Raw genomic sequence first — 16444 nt, forward strand, 5'->3', positions numbered from 1 at the left:
GAAATTCATTAAAAAAAGTATGGAGATTCCCTGAAGTTCGATTACCACTCTACCTTATCGTTGAGAATAACTCCATCGGTTGCATCTTCGGCTGTAAAGGTTTCGCCCTTATACTGCACGCAGAGCATCACGAGTGGTTCTGTACCATTGTTGCGAACAGAGCGCTTGCCGGCTGGTGCTACTCTTACCACGCTTCCCTCCTGAACTGGGAATACCTTGCCATCCACCTGGAACTCGCCCTTTCCGCTGAGGAAGAAATACAGTTCCTCGTGGTTCTTGTGGGTGTGGAGGAATCCTGTCTCTGTGCCAGGAGCAAAGCTTTGGAATGAGAACTCACCACCAGTAGCGTTTACGCTCTGACCTCCGAATACCTTTCCGGGAATCTTAATCTCAGGACCCATCTCTAAGGTGTAATCCTTGATTTCACTCATCTTACCAAAATCTACGGCTGTAAAGTTAGCAGCCTTTGCAATAGTCTTTGTTTCTTTCATCTTGTCTGTTATTTTTAAATGTTTATATTTCTCTTTCTTTTATTTCTTATTGTGAATTTGTGAATACTTCTGTTTTCAGCTTTCAATTCTGAATAGCGCTTACTTTCAGCTTTCATTTCTGAATTGCCCTGCAAAGATACTGCAAAAAACTGGTTCCTGCAAGAGGGCACTTGGGGGTAAGATGGTTACCGGGAGGTAACTATTGCGTGGGAATGGGAGAAAGAAAAATGAAGCGTTAACTTAGATTAACTTTGCATGTTTGGTATCTTTCCGGATATTAGTTACTTTTGTAGCCTATTGCAGAATATTGCAGAGTTTTGCAGAATATTATAGATTATTGCAGAATATTATAGTAGAATATAAGAAGATTGATTATGGGAAGAATGATAAAAGAAATGGTAGTGCAGGACTGTCCCATCCGTAACGTCCTGGCGCGTGTTTGCGACAAGTGGTCGCTACTGGTAATTTACACCCTGAAATATCATCAGGATGGCCCCCTCCGGTTTAATGCCCTGCGTAAGCTGATTCCGGATATTTCGCAGAAAATGCTTACCAGCACGTTAAAATCGTTGGAGGCTGATGGCTACGTTACCCGCAAGGCTTATGCCGAAGTGCCGCCAAGAGTGGAGTATTCTCTCACACCCCGTGCAGAAACCCTTATTCCTATTATGGATCATCTGATAGAATGGGCGCTGGATAACATGGCTGTGATTCTGAAGGATAGGGATAAGGCTGTAGGCTGATTTCCAAGATGAGTTTCCCGGAAAATATTCCAAGATGATATTTCTGAAAAATATTCCAAGATGAGTTTTCCGGAAAATTATTCATTTTTTCTGTAGTTTGGGTAATGCGTGTTTCCAGGATTCTTCGTATCTTTGCACCCGGAAATCATAATTATAAATATAAGAAAATGTATATTGAGAAAATAAAGTCGCCAGTCGACTTGAAGAAGCTGGATTTGACGGAGTTGCAGGTGGTGGCTGATGAAACCAGACAGGCTGTGCTGAACCGTGTGAGCAAGCATGGCGGTCATGTGGGACCGAACCTGGGATTCGTGGAGGCTACCGTGGCGCTTCACTACGTGTTTGATGCGCCAAAGGATAAGCTTGTGTTTGACGTAAGCCACCAATGCTATCCGCATAAGGTGCTCACCGGGCGAGCTGCGGGATTCCTCGGCGATGTGGATGACATGAATGCCATTTCGGGCTATTCTTCTCCTGCCGAATGTCCGGAATATGATAACTTTGAGGTAGGGCATACTTCTACTTCTGTGAGTCTTGCCACCGGTTTGCAGAAGGCGCGCGACATCAAGGGTACCGATGAGAACATCATCGCCATCATCGGCGATGGCTCCCTTTCGGGCGGCGAGGCTTTCGAGGGACTGGATGAGGCTTCGGAACTCGGTACGGGCATCATCATCGTGGTGAACGACAACGAAATGTCTATCGCTGAAAATCATGGCGGAATCTATAAGAACCTGCGTGCCTTGCGCCTGAGCAACGGCACCTGTGAGCACAACTGGTTCAAGGCGTGGGGCTTTGAATACAAGTACCTGGAAGAGGGTAACGACATCGAAAAACTCATCCAGGTTTTCGAGAGCGTAAAGGATACGGATAAGCCTACCGTGGTTCACATTCACACAGAGAAGGGTCATGGCTTTGCGCCAGCCGTAGCCAACAAGGAGGCTTGGCATTGGGGATTGCCTTTCAACCTGGAAGATGGCAGCCGACCAAGAAAGAATGCCGATGGAACCCTCCCGGAGGTTGCTCCAACAGAGGATTACGGTACATTATTCTCTGACTGGATGCTCAGCGAGATGAAGCAGGATAGGACGCTCATCGCCGTAACCGCCGGTACTCCTACCGCAGGTGGCTTTACTGCCGATAAGCGCCAACAGGCTGGCAATCAGCACATCGATATGGGAATAGCCGAAGAGCAGGCGGTGGCGATGATTTCGGGAATGGCAAAGGGCGGATTGCATCCGGTTTGGACCGTTTACAGCACCTTCATCCAGCGCACCTACGACCAGATAGCGCAAGACCTCTGCATCAATTCCAATCCAGCCGTGATCAACGTGGTAGGAGGCGGAGTGAACTCGATGAACGACATCACCCACATCTGCCTTTTCGATATTCCGATGCTCTGCAGCATTCCGGGGCTCATCTATCTGGCTCCAACCACCTGCGAGGAGTATTTCGCCATGCTCCGCTGGAGCATTCTGCAGGATAAGAAACCTGTCGCCATCCGCGTGCCAAGCAATGGCGTGGTTCATACGTCAGAAGCCGTTGATGCTGAGTATGGCTACGAGGCAAAGTACAGGGTGATGCACCAGGGCGAGAAGGTGGCAATCATCGCTGCCGGTTCGTTCTATCAGAAGGGCGAGAATGTAGTCCGCCTGTTGGCTGATAAGGGTATCGATGCAACGCTCATCAATCCCCGTTATCTGAATGAGGTGGATGCCGAGACGCTGGATAGCTTGAAGGCAAACCATCAGTTGGTGGTAACCCTGGAGGATGGCTCGAAGGATGGCGGATTCGGAGAGCGCATCGCCTCTTACTATGGCACTTCAGAAATGAAGGTGATGGTGGGCGGCATCAGAAAGGGTCTCTACGATAGATATGATGTGCAGCAGTTGCTTTCGGATAATCGCCTGCTCGATGAGCAGATTGTGGAAGACATCTTGTTAGTGATTAATGATTAATTATTAATGATTAATTCTTAATGATTAGTTAGTCGGCATAGTTAGTTTTTATTTAACGAGAAATCCAAGCCGGAGAATGAACTCTAGCTTGGATTTCTTCTGTTTTATCATCGAATGTTTGTCTTAATCTTAGTCATCATCCCAGTCATTATCCCAGTCATTATCTCAATCATCGTCATCGTCATCATCGTCATCATCATCATCCCAATCTCTATCGTGCTTCCACTTCTTCTTGTCGTGCTTCCACTTCTTGTCGTGCTTGTGATGCTTGTGATGCTTGCCCGGCTTTCCTGGTCCATAAGTTACATGGGTTCCGCCTGGCCATCCTGGTCTTCCGTAGCTGCACTCAGGGCGAGGGCGGCGCTTGTCGTGACCCCAGTTATGCTTTGGATACTTGGTGTAAATATGGTGAACATACACATGATTCTGCCAGCCGATAGGGCGATAGAAATAGTATGAGTTCTTAAATTTCTTCCATTGTCTGGCGCTCATCATGCGCTTGAGCTGTTTGTTGCGATAATGCCAGCCGTAGGCATCGATGTCGCGATAGCTGCGGATGCCGTCCAGGTAGGTGAAGTTGATGTTCAGGAGATTGTTGCGCTGGGCGCTGCTCAATCCCAGTTCCACCACCATCTTATCTGTGATAAAACGAGCCTCTGCCTGAATGTTTGTCAGTCTCTGAGCATTCATAGATGTTATCATCATCCATATTGCTACGATTGTCATAATCATTCTTTTCATAACTATCTTCTCTTTAAAGGGTTATTACTGCATTTATTTTAATTGAAGAGGCTACTTGGTGCCGCTATCAACTTTTTGATGGTGCAAAGATAGGGAGAATAGCTGAAAATAGCAAGGGGAAAACCATAAACCAGCGTATGATTTTCCCTAAAAGCATCGGGGGAAACTCCCGTAATAAAATTGTAGTATCTTTTATCTGCTAATTCAAATCCTTGTAACCTCTTTGACACATAATACCCCTACCTTTGCACCCGAGATTTAACAGGTACCACCCCGAAAGGGGAAAGGTATCATCAATTTTTAATAAAAGGTATTATAGTCAAATAAAGAAAAATGGAAAAGAAAGTATCGGGTAAGCATAGCAGCATGAATGGCTTTGCTATGATGAAAGGTAGAGTAGCTACTGTAGTTTTGGCTTCGGCTTTATTGTTGGGCGGAGGCTTGACTGCTCAGGCTCAAAACACAGCATTAACCACCTGCTCTCAGAGTGCAGCAACTGCCATTCCGCAGAATCCTAACTGGAAGGCGAATGCTGCCGAATGGCAGAAACTGAAGGGTGAAATCACCCTCTACATGACCAATGATATGGGCCGCAACGGCTACTACGACCAGAAGCCTATCGCCGAACTGATGGGCGAGATGGCGGGTACGGTAGATCCGGAATGCGTACTTGCCGTGGGCGACATCCACCATTTCAATGGCGTGGCTTCCACCCAGGATCCTCTGTGGCTTACCAATTACGAATGGGTTTATTCTCATCCCGACCTGATGCTCAACTGGTTCCCGGTTTGCGGCAACCATGAGTATCGTGGTAATACCCAGGCTTTTATGGACTACGGCAAGGTGAGCCGCCGCTGGATGATGCCAGCCAAATATTACACCAAGGTGTTCGACCACAAGGGAACCACCGTGCGCGTCATCTTCCTCGACACCACACCCCTCATTGATTCCTATCGCAAGAATACGGAAGTCTATCCTGATGCCTGCAAGCAGGATGCTGAGGCTCAGCTCTCCTGGCTCGACGAAACTCTGAAGAATGCCAAGGAAGATTGGGTCATCGTGGTAGGCCATCATCCTATCTACGCCTACACCACGAAGAAGGAGAGCGAGCGACTCGACATGCAGAAGCGCCTTCTGCCTATCCTCCATAAATATAATAATGTGGCGATTTATGCCTGCGGTCACATCCACAACTTCCAGCATATCCAGAAAAAGGACGACAACATCGACTACGTAGTCAATTCCTCTTCGTCTCTGGCCCGTCCTGTGAAGCCTATCGATGGCACCGTGTTCTGCAGTCCAGCCGATGGTTTCTCTGTTTTTACTGCAGATAAGAAGCAGCTGAGAATGTCAATGATAGATAAGGATGGAAAAATCATCCACACGGTTTTAAAGGTAAAAAAGTAAAAAGGAGCTTTTTTGCGAAAAGAAACGAATGAAGATTTCAATAGCGATATAGATGAAAAGATTTTTACTGAGTGCGGCGCTTCTTGCCGCAGCGACTACCGCCATCCAGGCCCACACGCTGGATGGTGTAGTCAAGGATAACAAAACGGGCGAACCCCTCATCGGAACCGTAATCCGAGTAAAGGAGCTGCCCAACGTGAGTACCACCACCGGACTTGATGGTACTTTCACCCTGCATGAATTGCCTGATAAAGGCAAGGTGACCATCATCGTTTCCTACATGTCGTACAAGAGCAGGGAGATGGTAGTGGATGTGGCTAAAGACTTCTCCAAAGATGGAAAAGAGGGAAAGAATGGACTGTTGACCATCGCCATGGATGAAGACCAGAAGCAGTTGGGCGAAGTGGTGGTTACCGGCCACCGTGAATACCGCAGCGACCGAAGTGCCATAGAAACCGTGAAGAATGCCGGCAACGTGCTCAACGTGATGAGCCAGCAGAGCATCCAGCTTTCGCCTGATGTCAACGTGGCGAGCGTTCTGCAGCGTGTATCGGGTGTAACCATGGAGCGTGATGCATCGGGCGAGGCTTCCTACGCCATCCTCCGAGGCATGGACAAGCGCTACAACTACACCCTGGTAAACGGCGTGAAGATTCCTAGTCCGGATGATAAAAACCGTTACATCCCATTGAATATCTTCCCTTCAGATCTGATGGACCGCCTCGTAGTTTCCAAGTCTCTGACTGCCGATATGGAAGGCGATGCAGCCGGCGGCGTGGTGGATATGGTGATGAAGGATGCCCCATCCCGCTTTCAGATTCAGGCGAATGCTGCCATCGGAGCAAGTGATTATTTCTGGAAGGATGGCAGAGATTATCTTACCAGCAACCGCTCTGATTATACAAAGAAATCTCCTTACGAGGCTTTCGGAAAAGACTACAAGGCGCAGATGAGCGATTTCAGGAACGGTCCTGTTCAGTTGAAGAGTCATTCCATGCCTGCTCCTAACTTTATAGGAGGCTTGAGCATCGGCAACCGCTTCTGGAACGACCGCCTGGGCGTGATGCTTGCCGGAAGCGTGCAGAATGTTTTCCGTGGCACCGAGCGTACCTACAATTCCGTAAAGATGGCTTCGGGCGAGCAGGCCATGTACATTTCCAATCTGCAGCATCGCTACTATAGCATCCACGACCTTACTGCGGGTGCTCATGCCAAGATAGATTTAACCCTGCCTGGCCACAAGCTGGAATGGTACAACATGTATGTGCGCACCAATTCCAAGGGTATCAGATACAATAACAGCGTCAATACCGAATACATCGGAGCCGACAGCTATACCCAGGACGATGAAGTTCGCTCTCTCTCAACCACCCAGAGCATCTTCGCCACCAATCTGAAGGGTACGCATCATCTTACCAAGGATTTTACCCTCGATTGGTCGGGCGTATTCTCGCAGGCTAAGGAGGAAGATCCGGACAGAACTTACGTTACCCTGACCAACACCATAAGCAGAACTGCCGAGAATGGCGGCGATGCCGTTTCGGGTTCCATCTGGGAAGGCGACAAGAACATCATCAAGACCCTGCCTAAGAGTGCCGAGCGCCGATTCCAGCACAACAAGGATACCGACTGGGCGGGTTACATCAATCTCTCTTACGATACCCATTTCGCCAACTCTGTGGAGGCTCTCTGGAAAGCGGGAGCACAGTATCGCAGAAAGGAGCGCAGCAATAGATATTATTCTTACATCTTCAATCCTGCCGACATCTCGCAGCGATTGGATGGCAACGGAATAGACCAGTATGACAACATCGATTGGGTTTGCAAGACTCCTTATTCTCAGGCTTCTCAGCTCAACTACGATTCCAAGGAGCACATCGGCGGAGCCTACGCCATGGTAACCCTGAAGAGCGAGGTGGGCGAACTGAATGCCGGTTTCCGTGCCGAGCATACCAACCAGATTTACACCATGCTCCAGCACTTCCGCAACATGGGGCAGGTGGGCGAGCAGAGCTATTGGGATTATCTGCCATCGGCATCCATCAAGTGGACACCAAACAAGAAGATGAACGTGCGTCTCTCTTACTATCGCTCCATCAACCGTCCGGGCTTCTACGAGATAGTGCCTTATCAGATTCAGGGCGAGGAGTATCAGGAAAAAGGTAATCCAAACCTGAAGCGTGCCCGCATCGACAACATCGACCTGCGCTGGGAGTGGTTCCCAAGCAAGACCGAACAGATTCTTGCCGGCGTATTCTATAAGTATCTGAAAGACCCTATAGAGCAGGTGTTCGTAACATCGGATGGCAAGATTGGTGCCGGAACCGATGCCTACTACATGCCGGATAACCTGGGTAATGCCAAGAACATGGGATTCGAAATCGACCTCATCAAGTACATCCGCCACTTCGGAGTGAAGGCGAATTATACTTACACCCATTCTGAAATCACCACCTCTAAGCGTGAGTACCAGGAGGGTAGTGCCGAGTATAAAACGGGCGTAACCCAGACCCGTCCGCTGGTTAACCAGGCTCCTCATACCGCCAATATCTCCTTATTATATAAGGATACGGAGCATGGCTGGAATGCGCAGCTGGCCTCTTCCTTCACGGGCACCAAGCTTGCCCTGGTTTCTCCTTTCAAGGATGCCGACCAGTGGGACAAGGCGATGTTCGGTCTCGACCTGAGTGCCGAGAAGCAATTCAAGAACGGCTTCTCCATCTTCTTCAAGGCAAACAATCTGCTCGATGCCAAGCGCGAGAGATTCTTGAAGACCGTGAACAAGAGCAACCTGGAGTATGAGGGTCAGAAGAGCGATAAGACCATCGTGGGCACTTATCAGTATGGCAGAACCTTCCTGCTGGGAGTAAGATATAAACTTTAAAAGGTAAAAAAGTAAAAAGGTAAAAAAGTAAAAAATGAAAAAGATAAATACTTTTGCTGCTTTGCTGTTGATGGCAGCAGCTGCAATGTTCTCCACATCTTGCGAGAACGATAATTTCAATCCATACGATTACGTGAATAATGGCGGTAATGGAAGTGATGGTAATGAGAACCAGGGTTCTAAGGATGTCATCACAACGAAGGTGGCAGAATATCCAGCAGGTTCTGTGGTTTGGAGCAAGGATACTACCCTGAGCGAGAGCGTTGAGATTCCAGTAGGAGCATCGCTCTATATTGAGCCGGGTGTAACCGTTACCTGCAAGTCAGAGGTTCAGGTACCGGTAGAGATCGTAGTATTGGGCAATCTCTATTGCCTGGGAACCGCCGAGAAGCCAGTAGTCTTTACTTCTGATACCGGAAAGCCTGCCGATTGGGGCGGCATCATCTGCGGATATAATTCAGAAGAGGTGGTGCTCAACCACGTAGATGTGGCCTATGCCGGCGCTACTCCTACCGAGAGTTCAGCTTCTTTCCAGAACAAGCTTTTCAAGACCACCATCGATGGCGGTGTGCCAGCCTTCCACTTCTGTAATGTAAACGGCAAGTTTGTGATGGCAAACAGTTTCTTCCATGACAACTACAACGACCAGACTTACTTTACCGGTGGTAACGGCGTGATTATCAGCAATATCTTTGCCGATAGCGGAAATGCAGCCGATGGTGGTGAGGCCATCAACGTAAAGGCAGGTTGCAAGCTCGATGTAGCCAACAACATCATCTACAACGCCTGCACCAACGCCTTCAAGCTTTCGAATGCCGGCAATAGCGAGGTGATCCCTCTCTCTGAGATGACCGCCTATAACAACACCATCATCAATTGCGGCTGGCGGCGTTCCAAAAACAAGAAGGGTGGTTCTGTCTGGGTAGAGAAGGCAGCGAAGCCAATCTTCGTGAACAATCTCATCTACGATTCCCGTTTCGGACTGAAGCAGCCAAAGAAGGATGGTGCTGATATGGAGCACAGTCGTCTTACACCAAACTACTACTTTGCATCTACAGAGACAGGCGTAGCGCAGATGGCGAAGGGTGCAGAGCTCGGCATCTGGTTTGATACCGATATCAAGAGCAGCGTGGCAGGTCAGCTCAACCCACTCTTCAAGAGTTTCAAGCAGAGCGAGAAGATGAATATCAATTGCGAGATAGATAATGTAGCCCAAGGTGCTCCATTGGCATTCGACAAGACCTGGAATTTCGATTATCAGGCAGGCAGTCCTGCCCTCTCAGGAGGTGTCACCGATTTCTCCCGCCTCTTCCCGGAGGGTCTGCCATTCTTCGGCATGAAGCAGGTGAATTTCCTGGATAAGAATAACGACCAGAACTATTACTTCGCCGCCCCATTGCCAAGCGCAAGATTCGGAGCGTGGCTGTAAAATGATTAATTTTGTGTTAATCTTAGGAAAAGTCTTGGTTGTTATTAGGAAAAAATGTACTTTTGCCTAGTAGAAAGTTTCGTTCAGCGACGTTGAATGTACGTTCAACGTCGCTGAATCTGCATTCAACGTCGCTGAATGTCGGTTCAACGTCGTTGAACGGAACTTTCATCTAGGGATAAATACTTTTATCTCTAGGTTTGAGAACTATTATGATGAGGAGCAATCATCATTACTCTTGACTGTAATGGCTATCTCAATATGGAGTGATAACAATATTAATAAGAAAGGAATCGTTATGGCAAAGTACAAGTTGCAAGAGTTAACTGATATGCGTAATGAAGGCAAGCGCAGAGTTTATCCCAAGATGGTGACCAATCGGACACTATCCAGAAAAGAGTTCGTCAAGAAGATGCAGGGCTACCATCGTGGTATTTCGGAAAGTACCACGGAGGCAGTATTGATGGATGTGGCTGATATGCTGGTAGAAATGCTCTCCATGGGCTACAATGTGAATCTAGAAGGCCTCGGCACCTTCTCCCTTTCCCTCGGTTTCGAGGACGATAAGCCTACGGAAATGCAGGGTGAAGAGGATAAGATGGCGTATCGCAAGGTGGGCGTGAAGGACATCAACTTCAAGGCATCTCCTGAATTACTCAAGAGTGTGAAGCATGAAACCGATCGTGACCTGGAGCGAGACATGGGTGGTGTAAAGGTGATTCGCAAGCAGCTCTATTCCAGGGAAGAGCGCATCGCTCGTGCCCTGGAGATGATAGAAGCCAATGGTCTCATCACTCTCTCTGATTATGCCTACATCAACAACCTGAGCCGCACCGCCGCCTCCCTGGAGCTGAAGGAAATCACCGCCGACCAAACTTCGCCGATAGATTCGATGGGCAGCGGCAGCCACAAGGTTTGGGTGAAGAGAAAAGAATAAATGCAAATATCTCTCAGAATATTTGTTAGTTTCAATTCTTTTTCGTATTTTTGCGGTGTGATTTAAATGGTAGTGTTATGACAACAGTAACAAGGGAACATCTTGAAGATGAGGTACTCAAGTCGATTCAGAAGAAAGCGGAGTCGATTATGCCGAAAGATGCCAAGGTTATCCTTTTCGGGTCAAGGGCCAGAAGGGATGCCAAGGCAGATTCCGACTGGGACATCCTTGTGCTTCTGAATAAGGATAAGATAGACGAGCAGGATCATGATAATTACACCTATCCTCTTTGGGAATTGGGATGGCAAATCAATCAGATGATTCACCCGATAGTGTATTCGATGAAGGATTGGAACAGCAAAAAAGGCAGTCCTTTTTATAATAACGTGGAAGAGGAAGGGGTGATGCTATGCTAGAGAGTCAACAACGTAGAGATCTTGTACGCTACAGGATAGAAAAAGCTTATAAGAGTTTTGAAGAGGCTAAAGGTGTGGCAAAATTGAAGTTTTGGAATTTGACGGGAAATCGTTTGTATTATACTGTATTCCATATGGCTTCTGCATTGTTACTTGACAAGGGCTTTACTGCAAAGACCCATGCCGGCGTAATACATTTAGTTGGAGAAAAATTTATTGCAACAGGTTTGTTGGATCGAACTTATGGAAAGTTGTTCTCTCGTCTTTATGAGCTTCGGCAGTCTGGTGATTATGATGATACCTTTGATGCTACAGAAGAGGAGGTTTTGCCGTATTTTGAGAAAGTAGAGAATTTTATCAAAGATATGGAAGCGTTGATTACTCATAAGTAAAACATGGGTAAATATTTAAAATGATAGTGTTTAATAATGGAGCAGATTACTATAGATTTTAAGAACGCTTTTGATTGTTCCAAGAAGGAAAAATCGAAGGTTTGTCGCTCTGGCTATGTACGTGTGGTTCGTTTTATGGATGATAAGAAGCATACTAGACCACAAGTGTATGAGGGCGATTTGTTGGAAGCTATTATGGATGTAAAGATGGGCAATGTCAAGAACTTCGATACATTGGAGGATATGATGAACTATCTAGAGGCTTAGACATGAGTATAAGATACCTGCTTTAGAAGTAAATCATCAACTATTTTATTGGGATTTGCAAGAAACTTTTCGATTTTCTTGCAAATCCCAATTCTTTTTTGTACTTTTGCAATCGTCTTGCCGTGGATGGCTGGCGATGAGTCGCTGGCTAGGTAAAAATCCATGGTTTGGCCTATTTTAAAATTGAAGACGTTTGCTTGACGTTTCTTCTGACCTTTCGAAACCTCGGAAATTTCATAAGCGTTCAGATGGAGACTGCGGTGGGCGTCTACCCACTGTGTATATACACATGGCATAGGTGTGCCCCTTCGTCTGAGGGGGTACGCCCTATGCTATCATATATATACCTGCTTGGCGTAGGCATCTGTTGCTTCTTATCCTTGACGCTGTGGTCCATTCCGAGGTACCTGAAAGGCAAGGATGAGGCTAAAGGTAATAAGATTCCTACGCCATCATTTTATAATAGCAATCCTGTATCTAATAATCTTCTCTACTTAGGGAGTCGGTGGAGCACGGAAAAGGGGGAGGAATGTACACCGTTATGGCGAAGAAAATGGATTTGGGTGCTTTGCGCCAACAGATATTAGAACTTCAGATAGATAAGGAGTTAAAGCATGATTTGTTGGAGGTTATTAATGAGAAGAAGCATTATGGACTTGTGTGGGAAGATAGCTCAGAAACAGCTTGGGATGACATGCAAGACCAACTTCCTGTTTTTGTTGAAGACGAAAGTAAACGTTTGGATTCTGCGCCAGAAGGTTCGCCTAACCATGTGTTGATAGAAGGTGATAACCTCAATGCTCTTGCTGCTCTTACTTATGCTTATGCAGGGAAGATTGATGTAATTTATATTGATCCTCCTTATAACACAGGTAATAAAGACTTTATCTACAATGACTCTTTTGTAGATAAAGATGATAGCTTTCGCCATTCCAAATGGTTGTCGTTTATGAGTAGAAGGTTAATTGTTTCTAAAAACTTACTTGCAGACAATGGAGTAATATTCATTTCTATTGATGATAATGAGCAAGCTCAGTTAAAACTTTTATGTGATAAGTTATTTGGAGCAAATAATAATATAGCACAATTTATTTGGAAAAAAAAGCAAGGAGGAGGTAACGATTCAAGTAATGTTGTTACGGAACACGAGTATGTGTTGTGTTATGCAAAACGTTTGTTAAATGGCAAAATAATAGGGCTCGATAGAAATTATCAATTGGATAAAGCTTTATATCCATACAAAGACGATAAAGGAGAATACGGATTGGTTACATTAGATAAGGCTTCTATTCAAATTAGTCAGTCCTTAATATATGAGATAATAGGTCCTGATGGGACAAAATATTATCCTCGTGTAGTTAAAGGAAAACAATCTTGTTGGCGATGGAGTAAAGCAAAAGTGGCAAAGCAATATAATGAACTTGTTTTTAAAAATGGAAAGGTATATACTAAATATTATAGACCTGAAGGTATTACGCCCAAGAGTCTTTTAATTGATGCAATTTATGGTCGAACGGAAAGTGGAAACGATGATATTAAAGAAATATTTGGTAATAAACCTTTTGGATATCCAAAACCATTGTTGTTGCTAAAACATTTGATATCAATAACAAAAGGAAAAGACTCCACTATCCTCGACTTCTTCGCTGGCTCAGGCACTACTCTCCACGCAACGATGCAATTGAACTCAGAAGACGGCGGTCATCGCAAATGTATCTTGGTGACCAACAACGAGAATAACATCTGCGAAAAAGTAACCTACGAGCGAAACAAACGAGTCATTAATGGTTATACGAACCAGAAGGGTGAAGAAGTCCCTGGCTTGACTCACAATAATCTTCGTTATTATAAAACGGAGTTTGTGCCTCGTGACCAAAGTAACTCCAAAAGTCGTCGAGCCTTGATGGCTTCTCTCGTTGACCTCCTCTGCATCAAGAACAATATCTATAAAGAGCAAGAAGCATTTGGAGGCAAGAAATTTAAGAAGAGCGTATTGCGCTATTTTAAGGATGAGGCTGGACAGATGCTTGTTGTCCTCGACGAGCGTGTAGTCAGTATCGTCATTCCGATGATAGCTGAGGTTGCGACCAAGCAGAATCCTTTGAAGGTTTATGTTTATAGTGATGGCGCATACGCATATGAGGACGAATTCCATAAAGTCATGCCTGTTATAGAACTGTGTGCCATGCCAGATGCTTTCTTGCAAGCTTTAGAAGGTAGAACGGATATTCTGCCAAAGCAAAAGTATAGTGAGGCTATGATGAAAGAGTTTCAGCAAAACGAGGAACTCGCCATGCAAAACGAGGAGGTTGTGAAAGAAGCTCTCAGCGATGACTATGATTATGTGTTGAAGGAGAAAGAAGATAATGTTACTAATGACATAATAGACTAAGGAGGTAACGAAAATGATAGAACTACGAGATTACCAGAAAAAGGCGGTGCGTGAACTGAAACAGAAGATGATTGACATGCTCAATGATTCTGAAGACCGCCAAAAGTTGATATTCAAGGCTCCTACAGGAGCAGGAAAGACGGTGATGGTGAGTACCTTGCTGGATGAGCTGACTCGTGACCTACCTATGAATGGGCAGTGCCGATATTCTCGTGTAGCATGGGTTTGGATTGCTCCTAACAAGTTGCATCAGCAGAGTTATCGCTCCATGCGCAATTTCTTTAGTGAACGAAGATCGTTGCGTCCTGTTATGTTTGATGAGTGTGATCATGTGGATGGTCTGCATCCTGGCGATGTGCTCTTTTTAAACTGGGAGAGCATCAATAAGGATAATGCCGTGATGATACGTGATAATGAGCAGAACCGCACGCTCTACGAACTGATACGAAAGACCAAGATAGAGCAGCATCTGCCAGTGGTGGTTATCATAGACGAGGAACACATGTTTGCAGGACGTAATGCCAAGAAAAGCGAGATGGTATTGCAAGCTATCCAGCCACACATAGAACTTCGTGTATCAGCAACGCCAGTCACCCAAAGCTATCATGCAGTTCTTGTGAAACGCCAAGATGTAATCAATGAAGAGATGATTAAGAAGGGCATAGAACTGAATCCGAATGTAAAGAGCAGTAAGGAACAATCGGAACTGACGGTTAACCAGCGACTCTTGAAGAAAGCACTTGACAAGCGCAAAGAGTTGGCTGAGGCTTACAAGGAATATGGTATCAATCCGCTGTTGCTCATTCAGTTGCCTAATGATAGCAGCGAATCTATGTCGTCGAAGGACAAGACCATCGCCGAGGAGATGCAAGCCTACTTAGAACAGGTTTGCGACATCAGCGTGGCAAATGGCAGGTTGGCTGTATGGCTATCAAAAGATAAATCGCCCAATCTTCAGAATATCACTCATTCTGATGATATTACCGAGGTGTTGCTGTTCAAGCAGGCCATAGCCTTGGGATGGGATTGTCCTCGTGCATCCGTCCTCCTGATATTCCGAGAATTGCAGAGCATGACCTTTACCACGCAGACCGTGGGACGTATCTTGCGTATGCCTGAACAGCATTTCTACCAAAATGAATGTTTGAACTATGGCTATGTTTATACAGATTTGGCGGCAGATATGATTAGCATTGTTGGTGATGACATGAACTATATCAGTACACTCTATGCCAACAGAAGACGGGATCTTCAAAACATTTTGCTTCTTTCTTCTTATAAGGATAAGCATGGGGCAACGAGAAATCGATTAGGTTCTCAATTCAGAAGTGTCTTTTATAAGACCATGGAACGTGAATGGGAGCAGAATCCTCTTCTACTGTTTTCGCCAGAGGATTTCTTCGAGGATGATGGCGAAGTGGAAGACCAGGACGAGGCAGAAAAGAAAGAGGCTGGCATGGATGAAAATATCAAGTTGAACCGTTATAATGCCAAGCGTCATGGTGTGCAGACTGATGTTTCCAGAATATTGGTCGCTATACCAAAGGATACGCCGATTACGGGTGATTCTGGTATTGTAGAGATAACTGACAAGGCCAGACTAGCTCTTAACGCTTCCGAACTGCAGAGCCTTTTCACTATGTTCTGTCGCAAAAATGTAGGTAATTTTTCTAAATTTGATAGTACACCAGTATTGCAGGGAGCTATAGAAAGTGCGTTAGAGGAGTATCTGCAGGTCTTTTCGATGGATGTTCCGAAGGTGGTGCTTTATCATCAGAACCGTCCCCGTTTTGAGGAGCTGATTCGTAAGGCTTTGGTTAGCTACGAGGCAATGATGAAGCGTGAAGCCAAGGATAAGGAGACAGAATATCAAGAGTCATTATGGCAGGTGCCGGAGACAAGACTTTACAATGCCGCAGCTGTAAAGACCACGGAGGGTGAGATTTTTAATCATGCTCTGTATCCATATTTTGAACAGTTTAAGGCATCAGGACCGGAACGGGAGTTTGCCCGTTGGTTGGATGAAAAAATGGAATATGTGGATTGGTGGTATAAGAATGGCGATGAGGGTAAGCAGCATTTCGCTGTGCCATATACTGATTCAGGAAATAGAGAACGTTGTTTCTATGTAGATTTCATCGTTAGATTAAAGTCTGGTACCATTTGTCTTTTTGATACCAAGACCCTAGGTAGCGATGAGGATGCTCCAGAAAAGAACAATGCCTTGATGCAATACATTGAAGCCTATCAGGCAAAGGGAAAGAAGATTGTGGGAGGTGTGCTTATCAAGGATGAAGGAACAGATAACTGGTATTATCCTGGAGGCATTATCGATAACACCGACAGTATAGATGGGTGGTCGGCATTGCATCTGGAAACCCTATAAT

General features: G+C 45.8%; 13 protein-coding genes. 11 read left to right on the forward strand and 2 right to left on the reverse strand.

Annotated features, from left to right (window positions below):
• Positions 1-41: 41 nt before the first annotated feature.
• A complete protein-coding gene (locus KUA49_RS06115) occupies positions 42-491 on the reverse strand; it encodes a cupin domain-containing protein (protein ID WP_218412581.1) in 450 nt (149 codons plus the stop codon).
• A 374-nt stretch (positions 492-865) separates the two neighbouring features.
• Here KUA49_RS06115 and KUA49_RS06120 point away from each other — a divergent pair, with 374 nt between their 5' ends.
• On the forward strand, positions 866-1234 hold the full coding sequence (locus KUA49_RS06120) for a winged helix-turn-helix transcriptional regulator (protein WP_153083221.1): 369 nt from the start codon (positions 866-868) through the stop codon (positions 1232-1234).
• A 167-nt stretch (positions 1235-1401) separates the two neighbouring features.
• On the forward strand, positions 1402-3192 hold the full coding sequence (locus KUA49_RS06125) for a 1-deoxy-D-xylulose-5-phosphate synthase (protein WP_218412582.1): 1791 nt from the start codon (positions 1402-1404) through the stop codon (positions 3190-3192).
• A 165-nt stretch (positions 3193-3357) separates the two neighbouring features.
• On the opposite strand, the gene KUA49_RS06130 is transcribed toward KUA49_RS06125, so the two are convergent.
• A complete protein-coding gene (locus KUA49_RS06130; protein ID WP_218412583.1) occupies positions 3358-3933 on the reverse strand; it encodes a hypothetical protein in 576 nt (191 codons plus the stop codon).
• A 333-nt stretch (positions 3934-4266) separates the two neighbouring features.
• Between KUA49_RS06130 and KUA49_RS06135 the strand changes: the two genes are divergently transcribed.
• From KUA49_RS06135 to KUA49_RS06175, 9 genes are all read left to right on the forward strand, one after another.
• Positions 4267-5340: a metallophosphoesterase gene (locus tag KUA49_RS06135; RefSeq protein WP_218412584.1), complete on the forward strand. Its 1074-nt coding sequence runs from the start codon at positions 4267-4269 to the stop codon at positions 5338-5340.
• 52 nt (positions 5341-5392) lie between these two features.
• Positions 5393-8224 carry a TonB-dependent receptor gene (locus KUA49_RS06140; protein ID WP_218412585.1) on the forward strand — a complete coding sequence of 944 codons (2832 nt, stop codon included), beginning with the start codon at positions 5393-5395 and terminating at the stop codon, positions 8222-8224.
• A 34-nt stretch (positions 8225-8258) separates the two neighbouring features.
• On the forward strand, positions 8259-9653 hold the full coding sequence (locus KUA49_RS06145; protein WP_218412586.1) for a hypothetical protein: 1395 nt from the start codon (positions 8259-8261) through the stop codon (positions 9651-9653).
• A gap of 298 nt (positions 9654-9951) precedes the next feature.
• Positions 9952-10590 carry a hypothetical protein gene (locus KUA49_RS06150; protein WP_218412587.1) on the forward strand — a complete coding sequence of 213 codons (639 nt, stop codon included), beginning with the start codon at positions 9952-9954 and terminating at the stop codon, positions 10588-10590.
• A gap of 77 nt (positions 10591-10667) precedes the next feature.
• Positions 10668-11006 carry a nucleotidyltransferase domain-containing protein gene (locus tag KUA49_RS06155; RefSeq protein WP_118253540.1) on the forward strand — a complete coding sequence of 113 codons (339 nt, stop codon included), beginning with the start codon at positions 10668-10670 and terminating at the stop codon, positions 11004-11006.
• Entirely contained in the window at positions 11000-11398 is a 399-nt protein-coding gene (locus tag KUA49_RS06160; RefSeq protein WP_118253543.1) for a HEPN domain-containing protein, read from the forward strand. The genes KUA49_RS06155 and KUA49_RS06160 overlap by 7 nt, the downstream gene beginning before the upstream one ends.
• Positions 11399-11434: 36 nt before the next feature.
• Positions 11435-11665, forward strand: a complete 231-nt coding sequence (locus tag KUA49_RS06165; RefSeq protein WP_218412588.1) for a hypothetical protein — start codon at positions 11435-11437, stop codon at positions 11663-11665.
• 541 nt (positions 11666-12206) lie between these two features.
• Positions 12207-14057: a site-specific DNA-methyltransferase gene (locus KUA49_RS06170; RefSeq protein ID WP_256624832.1), complete on the forward strand. Its 1851-nt coding sequence runs from the start codon at positions 12207-12209 to the stop codon at positions 14055-14057.
• Positions 14058-14070: 13 nt separating this feature from the next.
• Positions 14071-16443 (forward strand): DEAD/DEAH box helicase, encoded by a 2373-nt coding sequence (locus KUA49_RS06175; protein ID WP_218412590.1) that lies wholly within the window; start codon positions 14071-14073, stop codon positions 16441-16443.
• The last annotated feature ends 1 nt before the right edge of the window (position 16444 follow it).

The sequence above is a fragment of the Segatella copri genome (assembly GCF_019249655.2).
Classification (GTDB): domain Bacteria; phylum Bacteroidota; class Bacteroidia; order Bacteroidales; family Bacteroidaceae; genus Prevotella.